We start from the raw sequence: 26,150 nt of genomic DNA on the forward strand, positions 1-26,150 counted from the left end.
GCCTCCGAATCCAACAATGCAGGCTTTTATGTGGAGCACCGCGCTTCGGATGCGGATGACTACAGCGACTACACCTTTGTGGAAGGCGCTGGCACCACCGATGAACCGCAGGCATACCAGATAGCCATCGACGATCTGGAGCTGGGCGTGCACACGTTCCGCCTCCGTCAGGTGGACACCGATGGCACCACCACGCACCACGGTCCGGTGGATGCCGAGGTGACCCTCGCTGAGCCGTATCGTGTGGATGCGCCCTACCCCAACCCGGCACACGCCCAGGCAACGCTCGGCTTTGCTGTGCAGGAGGCGCAACCTGTCACCGTTACGCTGTACGACGTGATGGGCCGACGCGTCCAGACGCTCTACGAGGATACTCCAACCCCCGACCGCCTCGAAACATTGCAGGTGCCTGTGGCCCCCCTCTCCAGCGGCGCCTACTTCGTACGTGTGCAGGGCGAGAACTTCACCGAAACCCGGCGCCTAACGGTGGTGCGATAACCATACGATTGCGAAACTGTGTGGAAAGCCTTATCCTTCATCGCATTAAGGACTCCGCTTTCTTCCCCGTTCCACCAGCTACTTCATGCTCCGCAACCTTCTTGAGCGCGTTTCGGTGCCGCACACGCTGGTGCTGCTTCTCGGCTTTCTGCTTATCGCATGGACGGCCACGCACATCATTCCGGCGGGCGCCTTTGAGATGACGACCGACGATGCCGGACGCGAAGTGGTTGTGCCGGGCACCTTCGAGACGCTCGATGAGCAAAGCGGCGCTTCTATCGCCGAGCTGTTTACCGTCATTCCCCGAGCGCTGGCTGATGCGCAGGGCATCATCTTCTTTGTGTTGATCGTAGGCGGCGCGCTGGCGGTGGTGCGCGAAACCGGCACCATCGACGCGATCCTGGGGCGCGTGCTCGACCGCTTCGGGCAGTCGCCCTTGCTGCTCATTACAGGCGGCATGGCGATGTTCGCTGGCGCCTCGGCTACCTTCGGCATGGCCGAGGAGTACATCCCATTCGCCATCATCCTGGTGGCGCTCTGCCTGGCTATGAAGCTGGATGCCATCGTGGCTATCGGCACGATGGTCGTGGGCTATGGCATCGGGTATGGCGTGGCCCTGCTCAATCCGTTTACGCTGCTGGTAGCGCAGGATGTCGCCGATGTCGCGCCCGGTTCGGGGATGGGATACCGCGCTGCGCTCATCGTCCCGTTTCTCGCGGTAGGCATTCACCATGTGTGGCGCTATGCGCAACGCATCCAACAGGACCCGATGCAGAGCCTGGTGCACGACGTGCCTGCCGCGCAGGAGCACGACCTGGGGGAGATCCCCGCGCTTCAAACGCGCCACTGGGGCGTCTCGGCCGTCACGCTAACCGGCCTTGGCGTGCTGGTGTGGGGCATCATTCAGTATGGCTGGTACCTGACGGAGCTCAGCGGGCTGTTTATCGTGCTCGCGCTGGTGGCGGCTCTGGTCGGGCGGCTTGGGGCAGATGCAGCTGCAAAGGCATTTTCAAAAGGCGCGGCTCAACTTGCCGGCACGGCCCTGCTCATCGGGGTGGCCCGGGCTATCGCGCTTATCATGGAGGATGCGGAGGTGCTGCACACGGTCGTATATGCCGGCGCCTCGCTGCTGGAGTGGGGCACTGCCGAAGTGGCCGCCGTGGGCATGCTGTTCGTGCAGAGCGTGCTGAACCTGGTCATCCCCTCGGGCAGCGGACAGGCGTTCGTGACGATGCCGCTCATGGCGCCGATTGGCGATCTGCTTGGCGTATCCCGCCAGATCAGCGTGCTTGCCTTTCAGCTGGGCGATGGCCTCATGAATATGATCGTGCCGACCAATCCGGTGCTCATGGGCATCCTCGGACTCGCCGGCATCCCGTACGATCGCTGGCTTCGGTTCATCGGCCCGCTGATTCTGAAGCTGCTGGCCCTGAGCGCTCTGGCCCTTGTCGGCGCGGTTTGGATCGGCTACGCGTAACGCATTGCCCATCACCCGGCTTCTGGCCCCTCCACTCATGGTTACACTCCGCAACGTCACCAAAACATTCGACACGACCCGTGCCGTCGACGATGTCTCGCTCGGCATAACCGAGGGCGAGACGACCGTGCTCATCGGTCCCAGTGGATGCGGCAAATCGACGCTGCTGCGGCTGATCATCGGGCTCATTCAGCCGGATGCGGGCACAGTAGCTGTTGACGGCAGCCCCCTCGCGGACTCCGACATGCGTGCACTGCGTCACCGCATGGGATACGTCATTCAGGAAGGCGGGCTCTTTCCGCATCTGAGCGCCCGCGAGAACGTAGCGCTCCTGCCCCGACACCTCGGCTGGTCTACCCAGCGCATCGAAGAGCGCATCCGCACGCTGGTGGATCTGGTGCAGCTGCCGGCGGAGCGCCTTTCGGTGCATCCCCCGCAGCTGTCGGGCGGGCAGCGGCAGCGCGTGAGCCTGATGCGTGCGCTCATGCTTGACCCGCCGCTTCTGCTGCTCGACGAGCCGCTGGGCGCGCTCGACCCGCTCATCCGTGCCGACCTGCAGACCGACCTGCGGCGCATCTTCCAGACGCTCAACAAGACCGTGGTGCTCGTGACGCACAACCTGCACGAGGCCGCCTACTTTGGCGACCAGATTGTGCTGCTACGAGCGGGCCGCGTGGCGCAGCATGCCCCCTTCCGTGCGCTTCTCGACGATCCCGCATCCCGTTTCGTGTTTGACTTTGTGCAGGCGCAGCGATCGCTCGCCTCCGCACTCGATACGTAATTCCTGGCTGCTATGCTTCGCTCCTTCTGCTTTGCCCTGCTTCTGTGCTGCCTTAGCGCGGGGCCTACCGCTGCCCAAGATTCGACGCTCACCGTGGGTTCAAAAGCCTTCACCGAGAGCGTGGTGCTTGGCTGGGTGGCTACCCACACACTGCGCGATACCGGCCTGCAAGTGCGGCATCGCGAACAGCTGGGCGGCTCTCGCTTTCTGTGGGAGGCGCTCGTGCGCGGCGACATCGATGCGTATCCCGAATACACCGGCACGCTCATCGAGGAGATTCTGGCGGATGCCGACGTAAAGCCCTCCACCCTGCCTGATGTGCTGGCCCGCTACGACATCCGCATGACCGGCGAGCTCGGCTTCAACAACACGTATGCGCTGGGGATGCGTCCGGAGCACGCTGAAGCGCGGGGCATTACGCGCATCTCGGACCTGCGCGAGCATCCTGATCTGCAGGTAGGGTTCACCAACGAGTTCATGGATCGCGGCGATGGCTGGCCCGCGCTGCGACAGGCGTACGATCTCCCTTTCGATCCACGGGGACTCGACCACGACATTGCATACCGCGCGCTTGCCAACGAAGCGCTCGATGTGATTGACCTCTACTCGACTGATGCCGAGATTGAACGCTACAACCTGCGCGTGCTGCGCGACGACAAGGACCACTTTCCGGACTACCGGGCGGTGCTGCTCTACCGCGCCGACTTGCACGAGCGGGCACCTGCCGCAGTCGATGCGCTGCAGGCGCTCGAAGGACGCTTTCCTGCCGACACCATGCGCGCCCTAAACGCTGAGGCCGCCGTGCAGGGGCATCCCGAACGCGAGGTTGCCGCTGCGTTTGTCGAGCACACACTGGGCATTGCGCCATCCGCTGCGATAGCCTCTGATACGCGCACCCGTCGCGTGTGGACCCGCACGCAGGAGCACCTGGCCCTCACCGGGGTGTCGCTTGTGCTGGCCGTGCTGCTGAGCCTTCCGCTTGGCATCGTCGCCGCGAAAACAGCATGGGTCGGCCCCGCCATTCTGGTGGCCGTGGGGCTCACCTACACCGTACCGTCGCTGGCGCTGCTTGCGCTAATGGTACCGCCGCTGGGCGTGGGGTACGTGCCCGCGGTAACGGCGCTGGTCATCTACAGCCTGCTTCCCATCGTGTGGAATACCTACACCGGCCTGCGCGACATCGACCCGCCGCTGCTTGCCTCGGCCCGTGCACTTGGTCTGACGGCGTGGGCTATGCTTCGCCGCGTGGAGCTTCCGCTGGCGGCCGCATCGGTCTTTGCTGGAATCAAGATTGCTGTCGTTATCAACGTAGGCACGGCCACGCTGGGAGCGCTGATTGGGGCCGGGGGATACGGACAGCCGATCCTCACCGGCATTCGTCGTGCCGATCTCGGGCTCATCCTTGAAGGCACCCTACCGGCGGCGCTGCTTACGGTGCTCTTGCTCGGACTGGTCGAACTCGCTGAGCGTGGAACAGGATACGCAGGCAGGTAGCACAGAACAGCTTTCTTATTGCATTATTAGGTGGCGGTTGGCGGTTCAATGATAAGTGGTTGTCGTGTAGCTGACACTATCGGATTCGCCCCCCCTCTGTCCAACGATCTGTCTACCGAGCTTCGCCACAGGGAGAGGGGGCTTGAACAAGACAAACCTGCAGTGCCTGATAGCCTTATCACTTAGTGTCTTAGCGTCTACCCACCACCCATTATTGTACGGTATTTGGTGTCCTGCTTGTTACATGTCCTCCTATGTGTCCTCGCGCAGATAGAGACTCACGATAAGCGGGTAGTGATCTGAGATGCGGGTTGTATCTACCTGCATGGCATGCGGCTGCCAGTGGCTACTGGCCAGCACGTGATCGATGCGAGCGAGTGGAAAGCGAGTGTGCCAGGTAAAGCGCCAGTTTCCTCCGAGCGCAGCCGCCGGGTCGAGCCACGTACCGCGCACGTGGCGGTACTCCCAGTTGAACGGGGATGCGTTCAGGTCGCCCACAAGCAGCGTAGGCTGCGACTCCTCGTCGAGCAGAGCACGCAGCTCGCGCGCCTCGTGGGTGCGCTGCAACACGTCGCGGCGATAGACCGCCACAAGCTCCCGGAACGCCATGCGGTAGCGTCCGCGCGCGAGCAGGTTGAGTGCATGGCTTCGCTCAAAAGAGCGCAGGTGCACATTGTACACGACGATCGGTTGCCCACGCCACTCTAATTCCGAACGCATAACATGGCGCTCGATATCCTCCTGGGAGGGAAGCACGATGGGCTCCTGGTGCAGGACCGGACCTGATCGCTGAAAGAGCGGCACACGTGTATCCAGGTAGGAGGCTTCGTTCTGCTCAGGTTCGGCGTGATAGCCTGCCGTGGCCAGCGTGTCGAGCTGATCAGAGAACGCCAGCTGCCCGCGCCGCTGAAATACGCGGATGCTCTGCATTGCGATGAGGTCGGGCGCATGCGTGTCGGCCAGGGCGCCCAACTCGTTGCGCAGCAGCGGACGCTGATCTACAGAGCGGTCGAAGGGCGTGTAGTTGAAGCTCATTACGGTGAGCACCGATGCTGCATCGGGACTCGTGGGGGGGCTGGGCCAGGGCAGGCTGGCGCGTGTTAGAAAGAGTGCCAGCAGCCCCGCATGTAGCGCTACGTATCCCCACCGACCACGCAGAAGATGGATCGCTGTCGCCAGAAGCAGCCCCGCCGCCCAGAAAGGAAGCAACGAGGCCGGCAGCCACGTCCACCAGAACCATGCAGGCGGGAGAAACGCGCTTGCATAGCCTGCAGCAAAGAGCAGAATAAGTCCCACGTTTGCCAGTCCGGCCAGTCCGATAAGCAGCGTTTTCAGGAAAGAGCCACCGAGCGACATGCGTGCAGAACGTAGCGTAACGGAGGAGCGATGGATTACGGCGTATAGAAGGTGGGTGCTTCAGGGCCTACAGGAAGCCCGAGCCCAAAGACCCAGAGGTAGAACAGCGCAATCCAACCAAGCAAGAACGCGATGCTGTATGGAAGCATGGCTGATATCACCGTGCCGATCCCGATGTTCTTCTCGTAGCGTTCAGCAAATGCCAGGATGAGGCCGAAGTAGCTCATCATAGGCGTGATGATGTTCGTAACCGAGTCGCCGATGCGGTAGGCGGCCTGAATTACCTCGGGACTGTAGCCGGTGAGCATGAGCATCGGTACAAAGATGGGGGCGGTAACGGCCCACTGGGCGGAGGCGGACCCCAGCATCAGGTTGACAAACCCAGACACAAAGATAAACCCGATGAACACGAGCGGACCGGTAAGTCCAATATCTTCAAGGAACTGCGCGCCGGTTACAGCCACGATCTGCCCGAGGTTGGTCCACCCGAAGAACGCGACAAACTGCGCGGCAAAGAACACGATCACGATGTATAGCCCCAGCGTACTCATAGCCTCGGCCATGCCGTCGACCACATCGCGATCGCTGGTCATGGAGCCGGTCACGTATCCAAACACAAAGCCGGGAATGATAAACGCGATAAAGATAATGGACACGATACCATTCAAGAAGGGCGAGTTGAGCACCTCTCCGGTGTCGGGATTGCGAAGCACGCCTCCTTCGGGAACGATTGTAAGCGCAAGCACCGCAGTCATCCCCAGCACAGCCAGCGCGGTCCATTTCAGTCCGTTCTTTTCGTTATCGGACAGCGGCTCCAGCTGTGCATCATCGCTTAAGTCCTCAGAGGCCATCGTCGGGTCGTACTCCCCCAGGTGCGGCTCTACGATGCTCAGCGTAACCCAGGTGCCCAGGCCCGTGATCATAAACGTGCTTATGATCATAAAGTAGTAATTCACCGCTGCGTGCACCGTGTACTCGGCGTCGATGAGTTGAGCGGCCTCCTGCGTGAGCCCGGCAAGAAGCGGGTCGATTGTGCCGAGCAGAAGGTTTGCGCTGTATCCCCCCGACACCCCCGCGAAAGCAGCAGCGAGTCCGGCAAGCGGATGGCGCCCCATCGACAGGAAGACGATGGCTCCGAGCGGCACCAGCACCACGTACCCAAGCTCTGAAGCCGTGTTGGAGATCACGCCTGTGAATACGACGGAAATCGTGACGAGGCGGCGGGGCTCCAGCATAAACGAGACGATGCCCGCCCCACTCGGACGCGCCGAGGCTGCCGTGAGCACAATACCACGCACACAGGCCTTGATGAGTCCGGAGTGCTGCGCTACCCCCACCCCGAGGAGCGCAACGAGCACCGTACCCAGCGGCGCAAATGAAGTGAAGTTTTCAACCAGGTTCTCCACGATACGGCGCAGTCCGTCGCCGTTCATGAGGCTGATTGCCTCAATCGTCTCGTCGACGCCTGGACGCGGATCTTCGACAGCGACGCCCAGCCATTCGGCAATACCGCTGATCACCACCACGCTGAGTGCAAACAATGCAAACAGCGTAACCGGATGAGGGAGTACGTTGCCAAGCCACTCCACCACTTCCAGGAAACGGTTGATCCACCCGTCTTCCTCATCGGGTTTAGACGCATCGAGCTGTGCATTTTCTGGCGGCGCGCCGTCGGGAGCAGACTCATTAGGCGCGGCCGTAGGATCGCTGGATTCAGATTGGGGGTTCTCCATAACTACAGGTTCAACGGATAAGACACACAAGCCGCATCGCGCCGCACAGCGCCGAGCGGACATTTCTGTTACACGCTATCCATACACGCAGAAGCAGCGTGTATGATCAGAGTACATTCACCCTCCCTCCATAGCAGGAACGCACAACCCCGGTTCCTTCGTTGCCGTTTTGGGTCTGCCTGTCGCTATCGTTCTGGCACGCTCTACAACGTACCCTTTCTTGCTTCATACCCACCTATGGTCGTTGCCCATACCGATTACACCGCTCTCATCGCTGATCGTGTTCGGTGGATGCGTTGGGAGGCGATGATTGAAGAGCGTGGCCTCCACATTGACCGCCCCGCCCGCACCGCGCACCCGGACTACCCGACGGTGATCTATCCGGTTGACTATGGATATATTCCTGGCACATGTGGTAGCGACGATGAGGCGGTCGACTGCTTTCGAGGAACGGCACCAACCGGGCTCGTTGCGCTTCTTCTGACAACCGACCACCGGGCTGGTATACGACAGGGCAAGTGGCTCTATAACTGCACGCCTTCAGAGATCTACACGGTGCACGGCTTCATCAACTATGCCCCCAAGCTACTTGAAGGGCAGCTGGTGATGCGCCAGCCCATGCACACGCTCTGGGAGGACCTACTGTGAGAGGAAGGCCCGCCACGAGAAAGCATGATGTAAAAAGCATAATGCAACATGATGTAAAGCGCAATACGACGGCGTCTCCACGCAGAGGTCACAAACGCTTCAAGAAATCTCGGCGCAGCACCGGGCACATCTGGTTGCACCGGATCATTGTAAGTGTTACGTTGTCTGATCGTAATAGGCAACACGCACAGAGCGGCTTTAGCACAAGTAGTTAGTGCTTGCTAATATATCTGGTGCTCAGTGTCGTGCATGACCCCGTAGCTCAGTTGGTAGAGCAACGGACTTTTAATCCGTGGGTCGCAGGTTCGAGACCTGCCGGGGTCACTGGTATGTACGACGTACAACCTTCGTACGCATGCACTTATTGCCCGAGTGGCGGAATTGGTAGACGCGCATGGTTGAGGGCCATGTGGCCGTTATAGGCCGTGGAGGTTCGAGTCCTCTCTCGGGCACATTGATAGTACTAACATGCTAACACGTAAGTAGTACTAACGCCAAATAGTGCCGCACTACGAGCGCCCTGAAGCGTCCTGCTTCAGGGCGTTTTTTGTTTAGGCCAAATTTGTTTAGGGCAAACGAAACGACAGCATGATGTCTCCTCGCTTTGTCACGTAGCACCTGTCCCCTCCTTCTTCGCATCTCTTGAACAGAATTGGCCCCTGCCTCATATTAAGTAGGGCTAACCCATACGGCTGCCGCATGCCAGCGGAGGTTACGTTATATATCTCACGCTTGGCATTGCACGAGACTGCACTGGTTCATATATTTTTGGTGTGCTTCATCTGAGAGTCTGTTTTGGTTTTGGTTTGTAGCCCGGTGGAGCCGTGCGGAGCCCAAAGTAAGAAATCAAAACAGGCTCTTAGCGTCTATCCGCTACCAGGCAAGAACTAAGAACAGGCTCTGAAGACGTTTCGGACTTGGCTCCAACCTACCAGTTTGTGCTCTTTTCTCGGCAGACCTCTGTGCGCTTCATGGCCGACTCCGAAAAGCCCACCATCGACGTTCGCAGCGACGAGCTCGCTCTGCTTGATAAAATCCGTCGGCTTGCCCCTCGTTTTGACGTACCTGAACAGCGCGCTGAGATATATGGGGTCTGGACGATCTGCTACCACCGATTCTGCGAGAAGCAAGACATCCCTCCCGTCTGGATGGAAAGCGTATCGGAGTTTATGGATTTCCTCCAAACACAGACCCATCTATCGAAGTCCGAACGTAACCAGGCACTTGATGCCGTCATGTTCTACCTGACCGATATTCGCCGTGCCGAAGATCAGGACGAAGCCGATTCGGTTGAATCTTTCCCCCATCCCTCAACGTCTCGCAGCCTCTTTGCGCATCTTCTGCTCCGCTGCAACATCGATGTTGAGCAGGCTCTTGCACTCCGTGCGGAAGACGTTGACCTGGACCGCGCAACCCTGCGTATCTCCAATAGTGATAATTCGCGCGTGGTGCAGCTGCTGCCAAGTCTACGTGCGGGCATGCGCGACCATGTGAAGCGTGTAAGGCGGCGCACTGATGCGCCGAACCCCCGCCTCTTTGGTCCCGAAGCCCCCGAGTCCGCCAGCATACCCATCCCCCCTAACGAAGATGTCGGCGACGATGATGTTGAGCATGCAACACAGGTCGTTACACAAGTTATGAAAACGCTCAACATGCGCCGCCCCCCCTCCCCTACAGGTGATACGGCATCGCGCAAAAAAACGGATTCATAGAGCCTGTCTGGGTCTTGGTTTGCGGGCGAGAGCGAGCAGCAGTGCGGCGAAAATTGGGCCCCGATGGAGGAGCGTCGCATCAGGGGCATGACCTTCGGCCTCAGCCCAGCGGATCCGCTCGCAGTGCCCCGACCGTAGGAGGAAGTACTCCTGAGGGCCCAAATTAATAAATCAACACACCAGGCTCTTACTCCACTGGTTGCAGGGACGTACCGTACTGCGCGTTAATCGCGTCGACCGTCTCGTTAGCAATCAGCTGATGGGTGCTGCTGCTGGGGTGTACGCCATCAAGCGAGAAGGCGCTTCCAAAAAAGGCCTCCGGATCCTGAAAGTTGGGGAACGGAGGGATATCATCAGCGTCGCGAAGGTCTTGCAAGACCGCGTTTGTTTGTATAAATGCCCAATCGCGGTTCTGGGCCTCGGTCTGGATAAACTGATTATACGCAGCGACCCGCTCTTTCAGCAGCGTAATCTCGCCGCCATCCAGCACGCGGGCATCGTCGGCGCAGTTGAGCGTTACGTCTTCACCGGCAAGCGCCGTAGCAAACAGGCTGAAGAGGCCATAAGAAGCAGGAACAAGGGTGGTCGTGCCCTGCTGTGCCGGACTGCAGCTGGCATCTACGTCGAAGGATCCCCAGGCTGAACTCAGTGCGGTGCCGGCGGCGTTAATCTCGTCCTCCAGCGCAAAGTAGGCAGCGCCTGCCGAAAAGTGGGGGATCAGGGTCGGGTCGGCCACGCCGTAGAGCACGCCGCCCTCGGCGCCAGCGTCTTCGAGTGCATCGAGCGCTTCAGTGTAGTCGCTCGTGAAGTCGTCAACAGATGTGACATTCGCCTCGCTGACCTGCCCGGAAAGGGCTGCGCCCAGCACGTCGTTGTTGCCGATCCACATAGAGACAAACGTGGGTTGGGCCGCTACCGCTGTTTCTACCTGGGTGCGTCCGCCCAGAAAGAGCTGGGTAAGCACATTGCTGTTGGAGCCCTGACCCACATTCAGCAGGTCGTTCACCGCAGCGCCGGGAACGGCTGTGTTGTTAACTTGGGCAGGAAGCGGGGTGTCACGTAGTGCACAGACTACGTCGTCTCCGTTGCCGGCATCAGCGCTATCGAGGGGATTCGTGATAGGCGGCGGGCAGCCGGGTGCGTTCAGCAGCGGCGCGTTAAACGCCGTCCCCATCTGCTCAGCCAGCAGCACAGGGTAGGCTGCCTGCTGCGTAGCAGGGCTAATGCCGTTCGACTGGAACCCGGCGGTGATGCTGTTGCCCAGCGAGACGTAGCGGTCGAAGAGCTCGTCCTCAACCGGAGGAGGCGTGAGCGTGTCGTCGTCGCAGCCAGCAAGCAGCAGCATGCTGCCAACCAGCAGTCCGAGAAATAGGGTGAGGTGGCGCGAGCGGAGAGTAAACATAAGTCAGTACTAAAGTGGATGCAGCGGGGAGGCGATGAGGAAGAGCCCTTGCAGTGCTAAGAGCGTATAGCGTGTAGCACCTACAGCGACAGCGTAGCCGTAAGTCCAAACAGATGGGCGTCGAAGCTGTAGAGCCCGTTCGTATCGGGGCGGCCCTCGGCCAGCCCGCGCGTGCGACCTCGACGGTCGTTCTGCCCGAGGTACTGATACGCCGCATTGAGCTGCAAGAAGTCGGTTGTCTGCCAGCCCACGCCCAGCGTAACGTGGTTGCGGTCGTTCTCCGGAAGCAGAGGCGTTACAACCTCATCGGGTGCTGCTGCCTCGTTGAAGAGGTAGCCTCCACGTAAGGTTACGGCGTCGGTGAGCGCATATTCGGCGCCGAGGCGCACTGCGTTGGTGTTGCTGTAGTTCTCCTGGCGCGTCTGTGTGAGCTCCTCGCGCTCAAACTCAAGCGTAATCTCATCGAAGTCCGACCAGCTGGTCCACTGATAGTCTGCCATCAGGGTGAGACGATCTGTCGCATCCACGCTCACACCCAGCACAAGCTGCGCAGGCATCGTGAGCGAAGTCTCGATGTCTTGCTCTACGAAAAGCGCATCCTCATTCGAGGGGTTGAACTGATTTGCGAGGAGCGCATCCAGCGTCGGGAAGATCGTGACCGGCTGGCCCAGGATGTCGTTCAGCGGGGGAATGGTAGGGATGCCGGTTTCAATCTGCTCAAAGGTGGCCGTGCCCTCATAGTCGAGCTTAACGGGGGTAAGGAACCGGGCGCCCAGTCGAATCCGATCGGTTGCCTCCACTTGCACGCCCAGATGCCCTCCAAACCCTGTGGCTCCGGAGCCTTCGAGTTTTGAGTCAGCAAACGCAGTATGAAAAGGAACGCCAATCTCCCCAAACGTGATTTCACTTCCGGGGAGGGGCACGCTTGAGAGGTCGGCAACCTGATTCAGCTCAACATTGCCGATGACGATCGTGGGTCCCCCGCCAACCGAGATGCGATCGGTGAGCTGGTACGATACCGTCGGCTGGATGTAGATAGATTCGACGCTGTTGTCGTATCCTTCAAACGCGCCATCGAACGTACGATCCCACTCGGTTGCGAGTCCGTACGGCACAAACACGCCGAGTCCGACAGCGAGATCGGGCGAAACGCCATACGACGCGTACAGGTGCGGCGCAGGAATGGGCGAGTTCTGCAGGTCGGTCGTCTGCCGGGTGATGTCGTCTGTGAACGAACCGCCTGCTGCGATGAGCGTGGTACCCAGGCTGATCGTTGTGCCGTTGGTGCCTGTGAGCGCTGCTGGATTGAAGAAGATGTCGGAGGCGTCGTTACAGGTGGTGGCCACGCCTGCACCGGCGCGCCCCATAACGCAGCTTCCCTGCTCATACACGCCGAACCCCTGCGCCCGCGCTGTATCAGGGATCAGCAGAACGAGCATGAGGCCGGCAAGTGCAACAGCAGCGGGTAAGCGCTTCCAATACGGAGGAGTACTACGGTGAGTCATAGGAAGGGGGCATGAGGGTGAGCAGTCTAAGGGACGCGGGACCCACGGGCTGTTGTGAGGTGGGCTCTCAGAAGTAGCAAGCGGGCGCTACAGGTGAAGAACGCTACAGATAAAAGCTGTAGATAGAAGTAGCAGACACCGGTGCTACGCATAACAGTCTCGTAACGTGGTATGTAGTTAAGTGTATCAAGCGTCTGCCTAAAACGCAACAGAGAACAGGCAACGCATGCGTGTCGCATCAAATATTCGGACAGTGGCGTCGTTCGCTCCCGTTCCAGTTGCTTCAGTGGCCAGATAGTCAACGCGGTGTGCAAGTTTTCCATTATCCTTGTGGACGCCCATCCCCCTTTGTCGCTACGCGACATTTCCCCCTTCGCGAAGGGGGAACCCCGCACCGCGTACGAGAAGGGGGGAGGTCAGGACGGCGTATTCGGCCCCAAGGCCATCAGCAAAGGAAAAAAGGGTAGCGGTTCAATGTTAAATGATTGCCTGTGGTTTACATCATCGCAATCTGCTCAAACCCCCTCTGTCTGCCGACATCTCCCCCTTGGCCAAGGGGGAGAAACCCAACACGAGCCCGTAGGGCGACTGATGGAGCGAAGCGGAATAAGGGAGAGGGGGTTCGAAGAAGAAAGAGCTGCTGCATCCAATCGCTTTATCATTTAGCGTCTATCCACTACCCAAAAAGATTCTTTTGGGGCTCTACTTAAGAGGAGGCGAGACACGAAGCAACAACAAACAGAGCCTTGCTCCTACCTAAAGCGCGGGGGCAGGTGGAGGCCGCCAAGACGTGCAGAGGCGCTTGCACCCGTCACCGAGGGCATAGCCGTTGCCACGCCATTGACCCATTCGTACGCCAAGACGGCCATGCAGAGGGCCTCTTTCATATCGGGGTCAACGCCTACGGTTGCGGTAGAGACGACGGGAATGGGTGCAAAGGCATCGCGTAGCATATGCATAAGCGCCTTGTTGTGCAGCCCGCCGCCGCTTACGAGAACGCGCTCAGCCGGTGCTTCAGGGCGAACGAACTGCGCGTAGGCCTGGTAGACCGACGCGCTTGTAAGCAGCGCAGCCGTGGCCAGCGCATCGTCCGGACTTCCGCCGGCTTCCCGTACTGTCTTCCAGAGTTGCTCAGCAAACGAAGCCCCAAACTGACGGCGCCCAGTAGAGCGCGGCGGCGGCTGCTGAAAGAACGGGTCTTGTAGCAGATCGGCGACGACGTCAGCGTGTGCGCTGCCGGCCTGGGCGTGCGCGCCGTCTGCATCGTACGGCATGTTGAGCAGAGACGACGCGAGCGCATCCATCACCATATTGGCGGGACCCGTATCGAAGGCGTGTATGTCTTGGCGCGTGCCGTTGGCTGGCACCACTGTAAGGTTTGCAATGCCGCCCAGATTGAGCATAAGGCGTGTCTCGTTCGCATCCCCAAGCAGCATGTAATCGAGATACGGAACGATGGGCGCGCCCTGTCCGCCAAGCGCCATATCAGCGGGGCGGAAGTCGCCAATGACCGGGCAATCGAGAAGCGCGGCAAGAGCGCCGGGGGGGCCGAGTTGTAGCGTGCCGCGTCCGGTTGGGTTGGTGTGGGATGCAGGCGTGGGGCAATGCGCCAGGGTCTGGCCGTGCACGCCCACGAGGTCTACATCCGAAAGCGTGCTATCGGCTGCTTTGAGAAGCGCCCGGGTCGCCACAGCGTATTGCGCCGACAGGCGACCTTGCAGGCGGGTTAGATCGTCTAAGGAAATCGTACTGTCTGTGCTCAGCGCATGAAGCTGCTTCTTCAGATCGCTGGGATAGGCGATGTGGCGCGTAGCAGCCGTATCGACCTGAAGCGTGTGCTCGGATCCTGAGAGATCGACCAGCAGGGCGTCTACGCCATCGAAAGAAGTGCCGCTCATTAGCCCAACAACCCGAAGTGTGGAGGCCGAACAGAGCGAATCGAGCAGTTCAGGGAGCGACATGGAAAGCAGTGCGCAAAGACAGAGTGAAAAAGATTGGTTGCGTGGCGCATGCAATATGCAGATGCGGAGGCTAAACGTTTACCTGAACGTGTGGTTGAATACCAAAATTCATCCGGTGCTACTATCGGTGTTGCGGTTGGCAGCGTTGCGGTTAGTAATCCCTTTGTGCGGCGCGAGAATGTGGTCCGGTACCGGCCATGCGAGTCGCGTAGAGACTGCTCAACGTACTGCCTAAAGTACTGCCTAACGTGCCGTGCTTCAGCAGATGGAGAGTAGTAGCCACACCTATCTTGATATTTGGGGCCTCGATATCTCCTGTATAGACCGTACGATATGCAATTTGACCACGTTATGAGGTGGATATACCACAAAAACCGGACAGATGGTCTCTTGGGCGGGTATTTCAGAGTGAGAGAATTAGCGCACAGGAGCGAGTATATCTGGTGTGAGGTGCGGCCTGGTGGTAGAATTGACGAGTTGTGCTAATGGGTTGTGATTTGGGGCTATGCTGTAGTGCTGTAGGCAGTGGTTCCCTCGCACACAAAAGCAGTCAGACGAAGCGTCTACGCGCACATTACAGCGTGCTGTGCATCCCTGCAGGCAGGTTGCAGACGGAACATTGCATTCTTCGCGGTGTAACGGAAACGTCCATTGCGAATCTGCAACACATATGTTTTCCTCTTCTGCTCATCGACAACATTTGACGCCTGTGATCCCGTTTCGGTCTTCTTTCTTGTGGTGTGTGGCCTTACTGTGTATTGTTTTAGGGATGAGCGGTGGAGCCGTTGTGACATCTGCTTCGGCACAGAGTTTAGACCGTCTTCAGGAGACCGAGACCAGCGTAGCGTATCACTACTACGCACGTCCGGGAGATGCGACCGTGCAGGTATCGGTATGGGGCACCATCGGCAACACCGGAATCTATGAGGTGCCCGAAGATACGCAGCTGGACAAGCTTGTGACAATGGCCGGCGGCGCACCGATTGACGCGCGGCAACGGGGGCAGGACCCGGATAACATCCAGATAAAGCTGTACCGGACTGCCGAGAACGGGGAGCGCAGCGTGATTTACGAGGCTTCGCTGGAGCGCCTCATCGCAGATACGCAGTATCCGGTGCTTCAAGACGACGACATACTGGTCGTCGAACTTGAGCGCGCTCGTACTCCGTTTCGTTTTCGAGACGCGCTCAACATTACAAGCAGCCTTGCCAGCCTGACGCTGCTCACGTTGCGTCTGATAGACTTTTTCTAAATGCATTGACTGGGCAGTGCCAGTGCGCGTTGTGCTTGAAAGTGCGCCCTGGTTCGTAGAGCCGGTGCCGCGCAATCCGCATGGTTATGAAAAGATATTAAACGCGGATTGCTGGCATTTCTCCAGCCAATCAGTGTACTTAATTTATACATGGAGCGCTACGCTTCTGTCGCATCAGAAGGGAGACGACTCGTACAGAAACTGACAGACCTATGGCCTCTTCTTCGCTGCCTTCATCGAATGGACATAACGGACAGCATGGGCCGAACGGCGCAAGCCCTGCTCCACGGCCGGCACAGGGCCAGCTGTACGACGACCCGTACAGCCAGGAAACCGGTGCTTCGCAGCTGCGCGACCTGCTCGCAATGCTCTGGTCGTATAAGTGGTTCATTCTGGCGGTGCTGATCGCTACCGTCGGGGTTGCAGCTGTATACACCTACTCGCTACCGAAGCAGTACCAGACGTCGAGTACGGTGCTCATCAAGCCCGATGACCCGACGGTTATGACTACGCGTGCTGGATCGCGGCTCATGGGCGACCGATCGATTGCCAACCAGCTCTTCGTGCTACGCCAGTCCGACGAGCTCGCCGAGCGTGTGGCTGTGCGCATGATGGAAGAGTACCCGGAAGGCGAGCGCGCAGGGCCGCCCATCATGTACTGGGGAGAAGAGGATGAACAGGAGCGCCTCTCGCAAGAACAGTTAGCCCGCCGGCTTTCGGGGCGCATACAAGCGCGTTCGGGGGGGGAAGAGATTGACGTGATTCGGCTGAGCACCACGAGCACCAACCCACAGGAAGCTGCGCTTATCGTCAATCTGTTTTCGGAAGAGTATGTTGAGTACTCACGTGACCAGAGCCGGCAGAGCGTGCAGGCCTCGTATGATTTTCTGGAACGACAAGCCGAAACGCTACGCGAGGAAATCGCGGAGGCCGAGCAGCGTGTCGTTGACTTCATGCGTGAAGAGGAAGCGGTTGCCCTCGACCAAGAAACCAACTCAACGGTGTCGCGCATCACCAGCCTGGAGACGGAGCGTGCTCAGTTGAGCATTGAGCTGGATATGCACCGTTCGCGCTTGCAGGCGCAGCAAGACAACGTGGAGTCCATCGAGCCCCAGCTGGCCGAACGGCTCGCCTCCGACATCGACCAGGAGCTGGCTCGCATTCAAGAGCAGCGCGCCGAACTCAAGGCGCAGCTTGAGCGGGCCCGCGAGCGGAATCCAAATCTTGTGGCCAACGCAACGGGCGGACCGCTGGAGCGCGAGCTGGCGCGGATTGAAGAACGCCTGCAGGCGCTCGATGAGCGCGCCGAAGAGGTGGCCACGCAATATGTAGACCAGGCGCTGGCAGCCGGGGGCGCCGGGCCCGGGGAGAGCAGCAGCCGGGGCGTAGGATACGTTGCCCAGCAACGCGAGCAGCTGGTGCGCCAGCGCATTGAGATCAGCGGTATAGAGGCACAGCTGGCGAACATAGACAGCCAGCTCAGAGAGAACCGGGCACGCCTTCAGGAGCTGCCGGCCCAGTCGCTTCAGCTCGCACGCCTGCAGCGCGATCGACGCTCTTCGGAAAGCGTCTACAACTTTGTGCAGCAGCAGATGCAGGAAGCCCGAATGACCCTGGAGTCAGAAATGGGCAACGCCGAGGTGGTACGCTTCGACGGTGTGCCCAGCACGCCCGTCTCGCCCGATCCGCAGCAGAACATAATGCTCGCAGCGCTTCTGGGACTGGTGCTGGGAGGTGGGCTCGTCTTCATTTGGGAGATGATGGACACCCGTGTGCGTCAGCCCGAGGACGTTCGGGAGACGGGCGAGAACCTGATGGGCGTCATTCCTTCAATGAAGACGCTCATTGAGCGTGACTTCGACGGAGCTGACTACATCACGATCGATGGGCGCAACGTGCCTACCACGCTGCCCATGCTCGTAAGTCCCATGTCGGCAGTAGCCGAGTCGTATCGTCGACTGCGAACCAATCTGCGCTTTGCACGCCCCGACGATGAGGTGCGCACTGTGGCGGTTACCAGCTCTCACAAAGGCGAAGGCAAAACAACAACCGCTGCAAACCTGGCTCTTGCGCTGGCCAGTGCAGGACAGCGTACGCTTCTTATCGACGCTGATTTACGCCGGCCCCGCCTGCATACCATATTTAACGCGTCTGACGCACTTCCCTTGATTGATGTGCTGTACGACGGCCTCTCTGATCCCGAAGCCCTGTCTACTTCCGTAGACCACCTCTACGTAATGCCTGGAGGAGAGAAGGTACCGAATCCGGCAGAACTGCTGGGTTCGCAGCGCATGAAGACGCTCATCGATGACATGGAGGCCGAGTTCGACTATGTCATCATCGATACAGCGCCGGTGCTGCTGTTTAGCGATGCGATTGCGCTGTCGCCGTTCTGCAAGGGCGTTGTTATGGTGGCCTCAGCGGGCCAGACCGATAGCCGGGCGCTCGATCATGCCCTACACCAGCTACGTGACGTGGAGGCGCCACTCATCGGGTGCGTGCTCAATGCATATACATCAAACCAGAGCGGAAGCCGGTACGCGTACAACTATGACAACTACGGGTACGCACAGAGCCTGAAGAGCCTGAGCGAGTATTACAACGAAGACACTTCCTCGAAGAGCCGCCTGCGCCAGTGGCTCGGACGTTAAGCAATACCTGAAAAGGCACCAGCTGCGTGGCTTGAGCGGTCTTAAGCGCGGTGCAAACTACTCAGTACCGTTCTGCACCGTCCTGCCAGCGCGTTGCGCAACGGTCATCTCCCATAAGTGGCGCACGACAGACATACTGGGCTATACGTGCGTGCAAGCCAGATACCGCTTGAACGTGTTTCGTCGCGTATTACAGCGCTGTGTTATAAAACAGGTTGCGTGGATGCGGTGGGGATTCGTACCTTACAGCAATTGACCCTCCGCCAAACCAACTATGCTGTATGATTCGATCGCTGTTACTCACCGCACTTCTCTGCTGCATTGTCGGAACCGCTGCTGCACAGTCTGATGACGACTGGGATGTAAATACCGCGCTTGACCCCGAGATCGACGTGTCGTTCACCGTCGACGAGGGTACATGGATGAACGTAGATGTGCATCCCGACGGTGACGAGATCGTTTTCGACTTGCTGGGCGACATTTACACGCTTCCTATTGAAGGAGGCACGGCTACCCGTATCACCAGCGGTCCCAGCATGACCATCCAGCCTCGCTATAGCCCGGATGGGAGCCGCATCGCGTTTACCAGTGATCAGAGCGGAGGGGATAACATCTGGACAATGACGCGCACTGGAGACAGCCAGCAGCAGGTCACCGACGAGTCGTTTCGCCTGCTCAACAATCCGGCATGGACGCCCGATGGCAACTACATCGTAGCGCGCAAGCACTTCACCTCGCGGCGGTCACTTGGTGCTGGCGAGATGTGGATGTATCATCGCGCAGGCGGTACCGCGGGCATCCAACTGACCGAGCGGCGCACCGACCAGAAAGACGCCGGCGAACCGGTCGTTTCGCCCGACGGACGCTACCTGTACTGGAGCGAGGACATTACGCCTGGGCAGACGTTTGAGTACGACAAAGACCCGAACGGGATCATCTACGCCATTCGGCAGCTCGATCGCGAAACGGGCGATATTACCACGTTGATCAGCGGACGGGGCAGCGCCATGGGGCCACAGGTGTCGCCCGATGGCGAGCAGATCTCGTTTGTCCGGCGGGTGCGCAACGAGAGCGTGCTCTTCCTCTACGACATGGAGACGGGGGCGGAAACGCCAATCTTTGAGGGGCTGAGTCGCGACCAGCAGGAAACGTGGGCGATCTTTGGACCCTATCCGAGCTACTCCTGGCATCCGAACGGCGAAGAGATCGTCATCTACGGCAAGGGCAAACTGCATCGCGTCGATGTTGAAACGGGCGATAGTCAGATCATCCCCTTCGAAGCAGAGGTCGAGCAGCAGCTGGCCGAGACCGTTCATTCGCAACAGGAGCTTCCCGGCGACACTTTCCGCGCACGCATGCTGCGCGACGCGGCTACTTCGCCTGATGGGCAGACGCTCGTTTTCCATGCAGCAGGACATCTGTACCGTATGGCGCTGCCAGATGGCACGCCCGAGCGCCTCACCTCGACCGATCACTTCGCATACGCCCCTGCGTTCAGTCCAGACGGGCAGCGCATTGTGTACACTACCTGGAGCGACGAAGACTTCGGCACCGTGCGTTCGATGGGGATAGACGGAAGCAGCGCACGCACACTGGTGGATGCACCAGGGTACTACCACAGTCCGCAATTTTCGCCCGATGGAGCAACCGTCGTCTACCGACGTGCGAGCGGAAACAGCCTTATCGGTACGCTCCATAGCATCGATACCGGTCTCTACACCGTAGATGCTGCGGGCGGCGAGCCGACGCACATTACCGAGGACGGGCGAGCGCCTCGCTTTACGGCTGATGGCGAACGTATTTACTACCTGACGGGCGGCGGGCTCAGTAAAGCATATCGCAGTGTAGATCTCAATGGCGGCACGGAGCGCACGCACTTTACGATGCGCGACGTAAGCGCTGTGGTGCCCTCCCCTGATGGTAACTGGGTGGCCTTCCAGGAGCTCTTCCACGTCTATGTGGCCCCGTTCCCCCAAACAGGCGGCTCGCTGGAGCTGACCAAAGATACGCAGGCGATTCCCGTTGCAAAAGTCAGCGAGCAGGGCGGTAGCTATCTGCATTGGTCGGGAGACAGCGAGCGGCTGCACTGGATGGCAGGCCCTGAGCACTTCACGCTGAATCTGGACGATGCATTCGCATTTCTCCAGAACGGCGATGAGGTAGACCCTACATCGGCGGCAACGACCGCGGAGGTAGACCTGACGCTTCCCGTTGACCGGCCCAGCGGACAGGTTGCATTCACGAATGCGCGTATCATTACCATGAACGGGGATGAGGTCATTGAAAACGGCACGCTCATCGTTGAAGAAGATCGCATTGCTGCAGTAGGCGCTGCCGATGCCATTGACGTACCAGCAGGGGCGCATGTTATAGACGCTGACGGCCATACCCTGATACCGGGCTTGGTCGATGCCCACGCCCACGAAGGGCACTTCTTCGGCGGCATAATGCCACAGACCAACTGGTACTACCACGCCAACCTTGCATTCGGCATAACAACCATCCACGATCCATCCGCAAACACCGAGAACGTGTTCAATCAGTCCGAGATGGTACGAGCCGGGCATTCTACCGGGCCGCGTGTGTTCTCGACGGGGCGCATTCTCTACGGCGCTGATGGCGACTTCCGAGCCGAAATCGACGGGCTCGACGATGCGCGTTTTCATCTGAACCGCCTCAAAGCCGTAGGCGCCTTCTCGGTGAAGAGCTACAACCAGCCGCGCCGCGACCAGCGCCAACAGGTACTCCAAGCCGCTCGCGAACTTGACATGCTGGTTTACCCAGAGGGTGGGTCAACCTTCTATCACAACATGAACATGATCCAGGATGGGCATACCGGAATTGAGCACAACATCCCGGTTGCCCCGCTCTACAGCGACATGCTTCAGATGTGGGAGGCGACCGACGTTGGGTACACCCCTACGCTGGTAGTGAGCTACGGGGGGTATCGCGGCGAGCATTACTTCTATCACCACAATAACGTATGGGAGAACGACCGCCTGCTCACGTTCGTGCCGCGCCCGATGGTCGATGAGCGTTCTCGGCGCCGCACGATCGTTCCCGAAGAGGAATACTTCCACTTCGAGACGGCTGCTGTAACCAAAGACGTGTACGACCTGGGGCAGACCGTTCAGATTGGCGGGCACGGTCAGATGCAAGGCATCGCCCCTCACTGGGAGCTCTGGATGTTCGAGCAAGGTGGCATGACCCCCCATGAAGCGCTCCGCAGCGCCACCATGCACGGCGCGACCTATCTCGGCATGGACCACGAGCTTGGGTCGCTTGAAGCAGGAAAACGCGCCGATATCGTGGTGCTCCGCTCAAGTCCGCTCGACGACATCCGCAACAGCGAAGACATCGCATACGTGATGAAAAGCGGACGTCTCTACGATGCGGAGACCATGAACGAAGTGGGGAACCACCCGCGTGAGCGTGGCACATTTTACTTCGAACGCGACGGAATGAGCGATCACATGGTGTGGGATGATCAGGCCATGCAGCAGTGCACCTGCGATGCACACAGCCACGTGCATGCTGCACACTGAAAACTTTTGCAGTAACGTGACCTCCATACGCGCATCTGCATTCGTCCATACAGACCAGCCGCGCTCCTTCGTAGTGAGGGGCGCGGCTGGTTCTATTACAGGCCTACGTTGCGTACGTATACAATACAGCGTCTGCAAGCTGTCTGAGTTTGCATCAACCGCTACGGGGCCGGATAGGAGAGACAAATTGTGAAGAAGGGGAGAATGGCTGTGATTGTGCGTTACCTTATCATTTTCAGAGGCGGCTTCGCCGTTGTCTGCAGGCACTCTAAAAGTTGTCTTGACAGATAAACGGTATCAGACGAGTTGGCCGACCTGCCCCCACACGACCAGCCGACGAGTAGCCTCTGCTGAGCAGCACGCTATCGTACTAATCCTGCATCTGTTCTGTTATTTGTCCTGTGAGAAGTTGTTACGACATCTTGCAGGGGTTGTAGGCCTGGCAGGCCAGAATTAAGGATCAGCCTTCCGGGCAGGCGGTTTGCACGTTCAGAGAAACGACACGCTATACCCTCCAAAAACGCAGTAGCGCACAGCCGAATGTCTCATCCGCTTGCCATATCGGATCAAGAAGCAGCCGCACCCAAACGGGTTGCGCTGTTCGCTGGCGCATACAACCACATTGCAGATGGCGTATCGCTCACGCTCAACCGGCTGGTCAAGCACCTTGCAGCGCAAGACGACACGGCGGTACGAGTCTTTGCCCCAACCATTGAAAACCCTGCACTTACCCATGCAGGTACGTTCTGTCCGGTACCCTCGGTGCCGGCGCTCGGGCGCCCGGAATACCGGATCTCCCTGGGGCTATCTACAGAAGCCCGACAGGTCATCCAGGCGTTTGACCCGACGATCTTCCATATTGCGACCCCCGACCTGCTGGGCTTCCATGCGCTTCAAACAGCGCGACGAAAAAAGCGCCCCGTGGTGGCTTCCTACCACACCCATTTCAGCTCGTACCTGAAATACTACAAGCTTACTGCGCTTGAACCGGTACTCTGGAGCTACCTCCGCTCGTTCTACACGCAGTGCGAGCACATTTACGTTCCCTCCTCTGCGATGGCCGATATTCTGCGAGCACACGGAATCACGGAGGGACTCCGGCCGTGGGAGCGCGGCATTGATACGGAAGCGTTCCATCCGAAGCACCGCAGCCTATCGTGGCGGCGCGAGCGTGGGATTAAAGAACACGAGGTCGTCGTCGGATTTGTAAGCCGGCTTGTGTGGGAGAAAGGGCTGGCGCTCCTTCCAGAGATCCATGATGCACTCAAGCAGCGTGGATGCGATGCGCGTATGCTTATCGTTGGCGATGGGCCTGCGCGCGAGGAGCTGGAGGAAGCGCTCCCCGATGCCCACTTTACAGGGTTTCTTCGTGGCACAGAATTGGCAACAGCGTATGCCAGTGCCGATGCATTCGTCTTTCCAAGCGATACCGAAACTTTTGGAAACGTAACGCTCGAAGCCATGGCTTCCGGGGTTCCCACCGTGTGCGCTGACGCGGTAGGAAGCCGAGATCTCGTGGACGAAGGGACCACCGGCTTCCTCTGCCCGCCCGGAAACGTACACGCCTTCGCGGATGCACTCGCCCAGCTTATTCAAGATGATAGCCGCCGCTCCGGCATGGCAGAGGCGGCCCGCACACGCGCCCACAAGTACGAGTGGGCAACGCTCCTGAAGCGCATGGACCGATACTACGATGAGCTGATCGCTCGTTCTGAAGAGCCGAGCGCGGAACGAGCCCCGGCCCTTGCCTCGCAACCTGCTTAACAGCCTACCTTGCATCGTGCACCTTCTGTACGTTTCTCACTCGTTGCCGCCCAAAGGACGCCCTATGGCAAATGTTGGGGGGATGCAACGCGTCTCGCTTAAACTGCACGAGGCGTTGAACGCACGCAGTGCGCCACCGCATGTCGATGCCGTTCTGCTTCGCAGTTCGTGGAAGTGGACACCCTACAAAGTGCCGCTCTTCCTTGGACAGGCTGCCTGGCGCATCCGCCAAGCCGTGTTGAAGCAGGAAGCCGACGTCGTTCTTTTCTCCTCGATGGTAACGGCCTCGCTGGCGGTACCCCTGCGCCGCTTCTTTGACCGGCATGGCGTGAAGGCCGCAACTATTGCACACGGGCGTGACGTAACGCTCGATTTCCCCCCTTATCAATGGTTTGTTCCTAAAGTGTTCAACGCGTTGGACGCAGTTCTGCCGGTAAGCCGGGCCACCGGTGCGGCATGCACGGAACGAGGCATGGCCGCAAGAAAAGTGCACGTGGTACCAAACGGAATCGACTTAGATCGCTATCCTCAGCCGCAGAGCAAGTCAGAAATGCGGGGCGCACTTGAAGACGCTCTTGGCACACCGTCCGCGCCTCTTCCCGACGATGCCCTGCTGCTCTGCAGCGTAGGGCGTCAGGTGAAGCGCAAAGGCTTTGCCTGGTTTGTCGATAACGTCATGCCAACGATGCCCGAAAACGTGCACTACTGGATTGCAGGCGACGGTCCTGAATTCGACAAGATCGGACGCGCCATCCGGCGCAACAATCTGGGCCACCGCGTGCGCCAGCTCGGCCGCATCTCAAATGCTGATCTGGCACGCCTGTACCGGGGAGCCGACCTCTTTATTATGCCGAACATCCCGGTGGAAGGCGACATGGAAGGCTTCGGCGTTGTAATGCTCGAAGCCGGGCAGTGCGGGTGCCCCTCGGTAGCGTCGCGCCTTGAAGGGATTCAAGACGTCATTACCGAAGGACAGAACGGGCATCTCGTGGAAAGCGAAAATCCGAATTCGTTCCGCGAGGCAATCATGCAGTACGAAAACGCGCCACAGCGTCTCAAGCGTGCCTCCGCGCGCGCTGTGCGCCACACAGAAGACACGTTCGGGTGGAGCGCTGTCGCCGAACAGTACGTTGACACGCTTTGCCAGCTCGTTACGTCTCCGGCCCTCTCAGGAGACACGCTGCCAACTACGGAAGTCGACGTTGCAATTGCATCACCCCCGAAAGAGTCATCCTCAGGCGAGGCATGCGAGACGGCGACAGACCACGAAAACGCGTTAGCACCTGTTTCCGAGGCGGCCTCGTAAGTCCAACATTGTCTCTGTGCAGGGTAGATGCGTCGCAAACTGGACCTGCGCTGCCAGACGCTGTACAGACATATTATATCATCTCTCAGCTTTTGCGTGAAGCGTGAACTGCATGTGGGCATTGTGCATTACAAATCCTCGAAAGTGCCTATGCAGAGGTGCTCTTTCAGCCATGCGCTTCAGATCATCCCGATAGCCTGATGGTACCGAATTGGCCCACGGGTATCCGGTCTATCGGTTTGGGATGAGCGCGCCCATTGTGCTTCTCATGCTTGTACGTTGCTTATGTCGCGTCGCAACCTTACCCGCGAACTCGCCGAACTTCGACACCTTCTGCTCACGATGTCAGACATCGTTGCAGAGCAGTTTACAGATGCGACCGAGGCATTGCTTAGTCGCGATATTGAAAAAGCCAACGCCGTCATCGAGCGTGACAATGAAATCGACAGTCTTGAGCTACAGATTGACCGGCAGTGCGAGCGCATCCTGGCACTCTATCAGCCTGTAGCAATTGATCTACGCCTCATTATTGTCGTGGTGAAGATCAACACCGACCTGGAGCGCATGGGCGATCACTGCCGCAATCTGGCGCGTAACGTTAAGCATGTAGAAGATGTGCCCGAGGTGATCGAGCATACCCGGCTGCGTGAGCTTTCGGAGGCGTGCAACGATATACTCGTGGAGGCGCGTCGCTCGTTCCTGGAGCGTGACCATTCGCTGGCAGAGCAGGTGCCTACGTTTGATGAGCGCATAAACGCGCTTCATCAAGAGAACTTTGATCGCCTGGTAGACTTCTGCCGCTCGCATCCAGAGAAAGCGGAGCCGGCAGCATATCTCATCACGGCAAGCAAAGCCATTGAGCGCATCGGCGACCATGCCAAAAACATCGCTAAGTGCGTCATTTTCTTGATTGAGGGGGAAGATGTGCGCCACGCCTCGCTGCAAGAAGAAGCCGACTAATAAGAACCTGTTTGGGTTTTGGTTTGCGGGCGAGAGCGAGCGCCGCTGCGGCGAAAATTGGACCACGATAGAGGTTCGTAGCCGGGGTTACGGGCCGACACGAGG

17 protein-coding genes and 2 tRNA genes are annotated in these 26,150 nt (G+C 59.1%); 14 read left to right on the forward strand and 5 right to left on the reverse strand.

The window, feature by feature from the left end:
- The 4 genes from PPP56_RS09515 to PPP56_RS09530 all read left to right on the forward strand — a co-directional run.
- Nucleotides 1–498, forward strand: a 498-nt coding sequence (locus PPP56_RS09515) for a T9SS type A sorting domain-containing protein (RefSeq protein ID WP_353563808.1), incomplete at its 5' end; no start/stop codon positions are given.
- 85 nt (nt 499–583) lie between these two features.
- Entirely contained in the window at nt 584–1,975 is a 1,392-nt protein-coding gene (locus PPP56_RS09520; RefSeq protein ID WP_353563809.1) for a YfcC family protein, read from the forward strand.
- A gap of 37 nt (nt 1,976–2,012) precedes the next feature.
- On the forward strand, nt 2,013–2,756 hold the full coding sequence (locus PPP56_RS09525) for an ATP-binding cassette domain-containing protein (RefSeq protein ID WP_353563810.1): 744 nt from the start codon (nt 2,013–2,015) through the stop codon (nt 2,754–2,756).
- Nucleotides 2,757–2,768: 12 nt separating this feature from the next.
- Nucleotides 2,769–4,250: an ABC transporter permease/substrate-binding protein gene (locus PPP56_RS09530; RefSeq protein WP_353563811.1), complete on the forward strand. Its 1,482-nt coding sequence runs from the start codon at nt 2,769–2,771 to the stop codon at nt 4,248–4,250.
- 252 nt (nt 4,251–4,502) lie between these two features.
- On the opposite strand, the gene PPP56_RS09535 is transcribed toward PPP56_RS09530, so the two are convergent.
- A complete protein-coding gene (locus PPP56_RS09535) occupies nt 4,503–5,606 on the reverse strand; it encodes an endonuclease/exonuclease/phosphatase family protein (RefSeq protein WP_353563812.1) in 1,104 nt (367 codons plus the stop codon).
- A 35-nt stretch (nt 5,607–5,641) separates the two neighbouring features.
- Nucleotides 5,642–7,339 (reverse strand): AbgT family transporter, encoded by a 1,698-nt coding sequence (locus PPP56_RS09540; RefSeq protein ID WP_353563813.1) that lies wholly within the window; start codon nt 7,337–7,339, stop codon nt 5,642–5,644.
- Nucleotides 7,340–7,576: 237 nt separating this feature from the next.
- Here PPP56_RS09540 and PPP56_RS09545 point away from each other — a divergent pair, with 237 nt between their 5' ends.
- From PPP56_RS09545 to PPP56_RS09560, 4 genes are all read left to right on the forward strand, one after another.
- Nucleotides 7,577–7,987, forward strand: coding sequence for a hypothetical protein (locus PPP56_RS09545; RefSeq protein ID WP_353563814.1), 411 nt, complete (start codon nt 7,577–7,579; stop codon nt 7,985–7,987).
- Between the two features lie 251 nt (nt 7,988–8,238).
- Nucleotides 8,239–8,311 (forward strand) — tRNA-Lys (locus PPP56_RS09550).
- 42 nt (nt 8,312–8,353) lie between these two features.
- A tRNA-Leu gene (locus PPP56_RS09555) sits at nt 8,354–8,439 on the forward strand.
- 519 nt (nt 8,440–8,958) lie between these two features.
- On the forward strand, nt 8,959–9,699 hold the full coding sequence (locus PPP56_RS09560) for a site-specific integrase (RefSeq protein WP_353563815.1): 741 nt from the start codon (nt 8,959–8,961) through the stop codon (nt 9,697–9,699).
- 187 nt (nt 9,700–9,886) lie between these two features.
- On the opposite strand, the gene PPP56_RS09565 is transcribed toward PPP56_RS09560, so the two are convergent.
- From PPP56_RS09565 to PPP56_RS09575, 3 genes are all read right to left on the reverse strand, one after another.
- Nucleotides 9,887–11,101: an SGNH/GDSL hydrolase family protein gene (locus PPP56_RS09565; RefSeq protein WP_353563816.1), complete on the reverse strand. Its 1,215-nt coding sequence runs from the start codon at nt 11,099–11,101 to the stop codon at nt 9,887–9,889.
- 80 nt (nt 11,102–11,181) lie between these two features.
- Nucleotides 11,182–12,606: an OmpP1/FadL family transporter gene (locus tag PPP56_RS09570; RefSeq protein ID WP_353563817.1), complete on the reverse strand. Its 1,425-nt coding sequence runs from the start codon at nt 12,604–12,606 to the stop codon at nt 11,182–11,184.
- Nucleotides 12,607–13,358: 752 nt separating this feature from the next.
- Nucleotides 13,359–14,567: an anhydro-N-acetylmuramic acid kinase gene (locus tag PPP56_RS09575; RefSeq protein ID WP_353563818.1), complete on the reverse strand. Its 1,209-nt coding sequence runs from the start codon at nt 14,565–14,567 to the stop codon at nt 13,359–13,361.
- A 742-nt stretch (nt 14,568–15,309) separates the two neighbouring features.
- On the opposite strand from PPP56_RS09575, the gene PPP56_RS09580 reads away from it, so the two are divergent.
- From PPP56_RS09580 to phoU, 6 genes are all read left to right on the forward strand, one after another.
- Nucleotides 15,310–15,819, forward strand: coding sequence for an SLBB domain-containing protein (locus PPP56_RS09580; RefSeq protein ID WP_353563819.1), 510 nt, complete (start codon nt 15,310–15,312; stop codon nt 15,817–15,819).
- Nucleotides 15,820–16,031: 212 nt separating this feature from the next.
- Complete coding sequence (locus PPP56_RS09585; RefSeq protein WP_353563820.1) at nt 16,032–18,470, forward strand: GumC family protein; 2,439 nt, start codon at nt 16,032–16,034, stop codon at nt 18,468–18,470.
- A gap of 281 nt (nt 18,471–18,751) precedes the next feature.
- A complete protein-coding gene (locus tag PPP56_RS09590) occupies nt 18,752–22,015 on the forward strand; it encodes an amidohydrolase family protein (RefSeq protein ID WP_353563821.1) in 3,264 nt (1,087 codons plus the stop codon).
- Between the two features lie 540 nt (nt 22,016–22,555).
- The gene (locus PPP56_RS09595; protein ID WP_353563822.1) at nt 22,556–23,779 is read left to right on the forward strand and encodes a glycosyltransferase family 4 protein; all 1,224 of its coding nucleotides are present in this window, start codon (nt 22,556–22,558) and stop codon (nt 23,777–23,779) included.
- Nucleotides 23,780–23,843: 64 nt separating this feature from the next.
- The gene (locus PPP56_RS09600; protein ID WP_353563823.1) at nt 23,844–25,085 is read left to right on the forward strand and encodes a glycosyltransferase family 4 protein; all 1,242 of its coding nucleotides are present in this window, start codon (nt 23,844–23,846) and stop codon (nt 25,083–25,085) included.
- Nucleotides 25,086–25,370: 285 nt separating this feature from the next.
- Complete coding sequence (gene phoU, locus PPP56_RS09605) at nt 25,371–26,045, forward strand: phosphate signaling complex protein PhoU (protein WP_353563824.1); 675 nt, start codon at nt 25,371–25,373, stop codon at nt 26,043–26,045.
- Nucleotides 26,046–26,150: the final 105 nt, after the last annotated feature.

It is taken from the genome of Longimonas sp. (assembly GCF_040409695.1).
Taxonomy (GTDB): Bacteria; Bacteroidota; Rhodothermia; order Rhodothermales; family Salinibacteraceae; genus Longimonas.

What these genes read in the sequence shown, in the direction of transcription:
- PPP56_RS09520 (WP_353563809.1), top strand. Translation starts at nt 584, where the DNA reads ATGCTCCGCAACCTTCTTGAGCGCGTTTCGGTGCCGCACACGCTGGTG.
- PPP56_RS09525 (WP_353563810.1), top strand. Translation starts at nt 2,013, where the DNA reads ATGGTTACACTCCGCAACGTCACCAAAACATTCGACACGACCCGTGCC.
- PPP56_RS09530 (WP_353563811.1), top strand. Translation starts at nt 2,769, where the DNA reads ATGCTTCGCTCCTTCTGCTTTGCCCTGCTTCTGTGCTGCCTTAGCGCG.
- PPP56_RS09535 (WP_353563812.1), bottom strand. Translation starts at nt 5,606, where the DNA reads ATGTCGCTCGGTGGCTCTTTCCTGAAAACGCTGCTTATCGGACTGGCC.
- PPP56_RS09540 (WP_353563813.1), bottom strand. Translation starts at nt 7,339, where the DNA reads ATGGAGAACCCCCAATCTGAATCCAGCGATCCTACGGCCGCGCCTAAT.
- PPP56_RS09545 (WP_353563814.1), top strand. Translation starts at nt 7,577, where the DNA reads ATGGTCGTTGCCCATACCGATTACACCGCTCTCATCGCTGATCGTGTT.
- PPP56_RS09560 (WP_353563815.1), top strand. Translation starts at nt 8,959, where the DNA reads ATGGCCGACTCCGAAAAGCCCACCATCGACGTTCGCAGCGACGAGCTC.
- PPP56_RS09565 (WP_353563816.1), bottom strand. Translation starts at nt 11,101, where the DNA reads ATGTTTACTCTCCGCTCGCGCCACCTCACCCTATTTCTCGGACTGCTG.
- PPP56_RS09570 (WP_353563817.1), bottom strand. Translation starts at nt 12,606, where the DNA reads ATGACTCACCGTAGTACTCCTCCGTATTGGAAGCGCTTACCCGCTGCT.
- PPP56_RS09575 (WP_353563818.1), bottom strand. Translation starts at nt 14,567, where the DNA reads ATGTCGCTCCCTGAACTGCTCGATTCGCTCTGTTCGGCCTCCACACTT.
- PPP56_RS09585 (WP_353563820.1), top strand. Translation starts at nt 16,032, where the DNA reads ATGGCCTCTTCTTCGCTGCCTTCATCGAATGGACATAACGGACAGCAT.
- PPP56_RS09590 (WP_353563821.1), top strand. Translation starts at nt 18,752, where the DNA reads ATGATTCGATCGCTGTTACTCACCGCACTTCTCTGCTGCATTGTCGGA.
- PPP56_RS09595 (WP_353563822.1), top strand. Translation starts at nt 22,556, where the DNA reads ATGTCTCATCCGCTTGCCATATCGGATCAAGAAGCAGCCGCACCCAAA.
- PPP56_RS09600 (WP_353563823.1), top strand. Translation starts at nt 23,844, where the DNA reads ATGGCAAATGTTGGGGGGATGCAACGCGTCTCGCTTAAACTGCACGAG.
- phoU (WP_353563824.1), top strand. Translation starts at nt 25,371, where the DNA reads ATGTCGCGTCGCAACCTTACCCGCGAACTCGCCGAACTTCGACACCTT.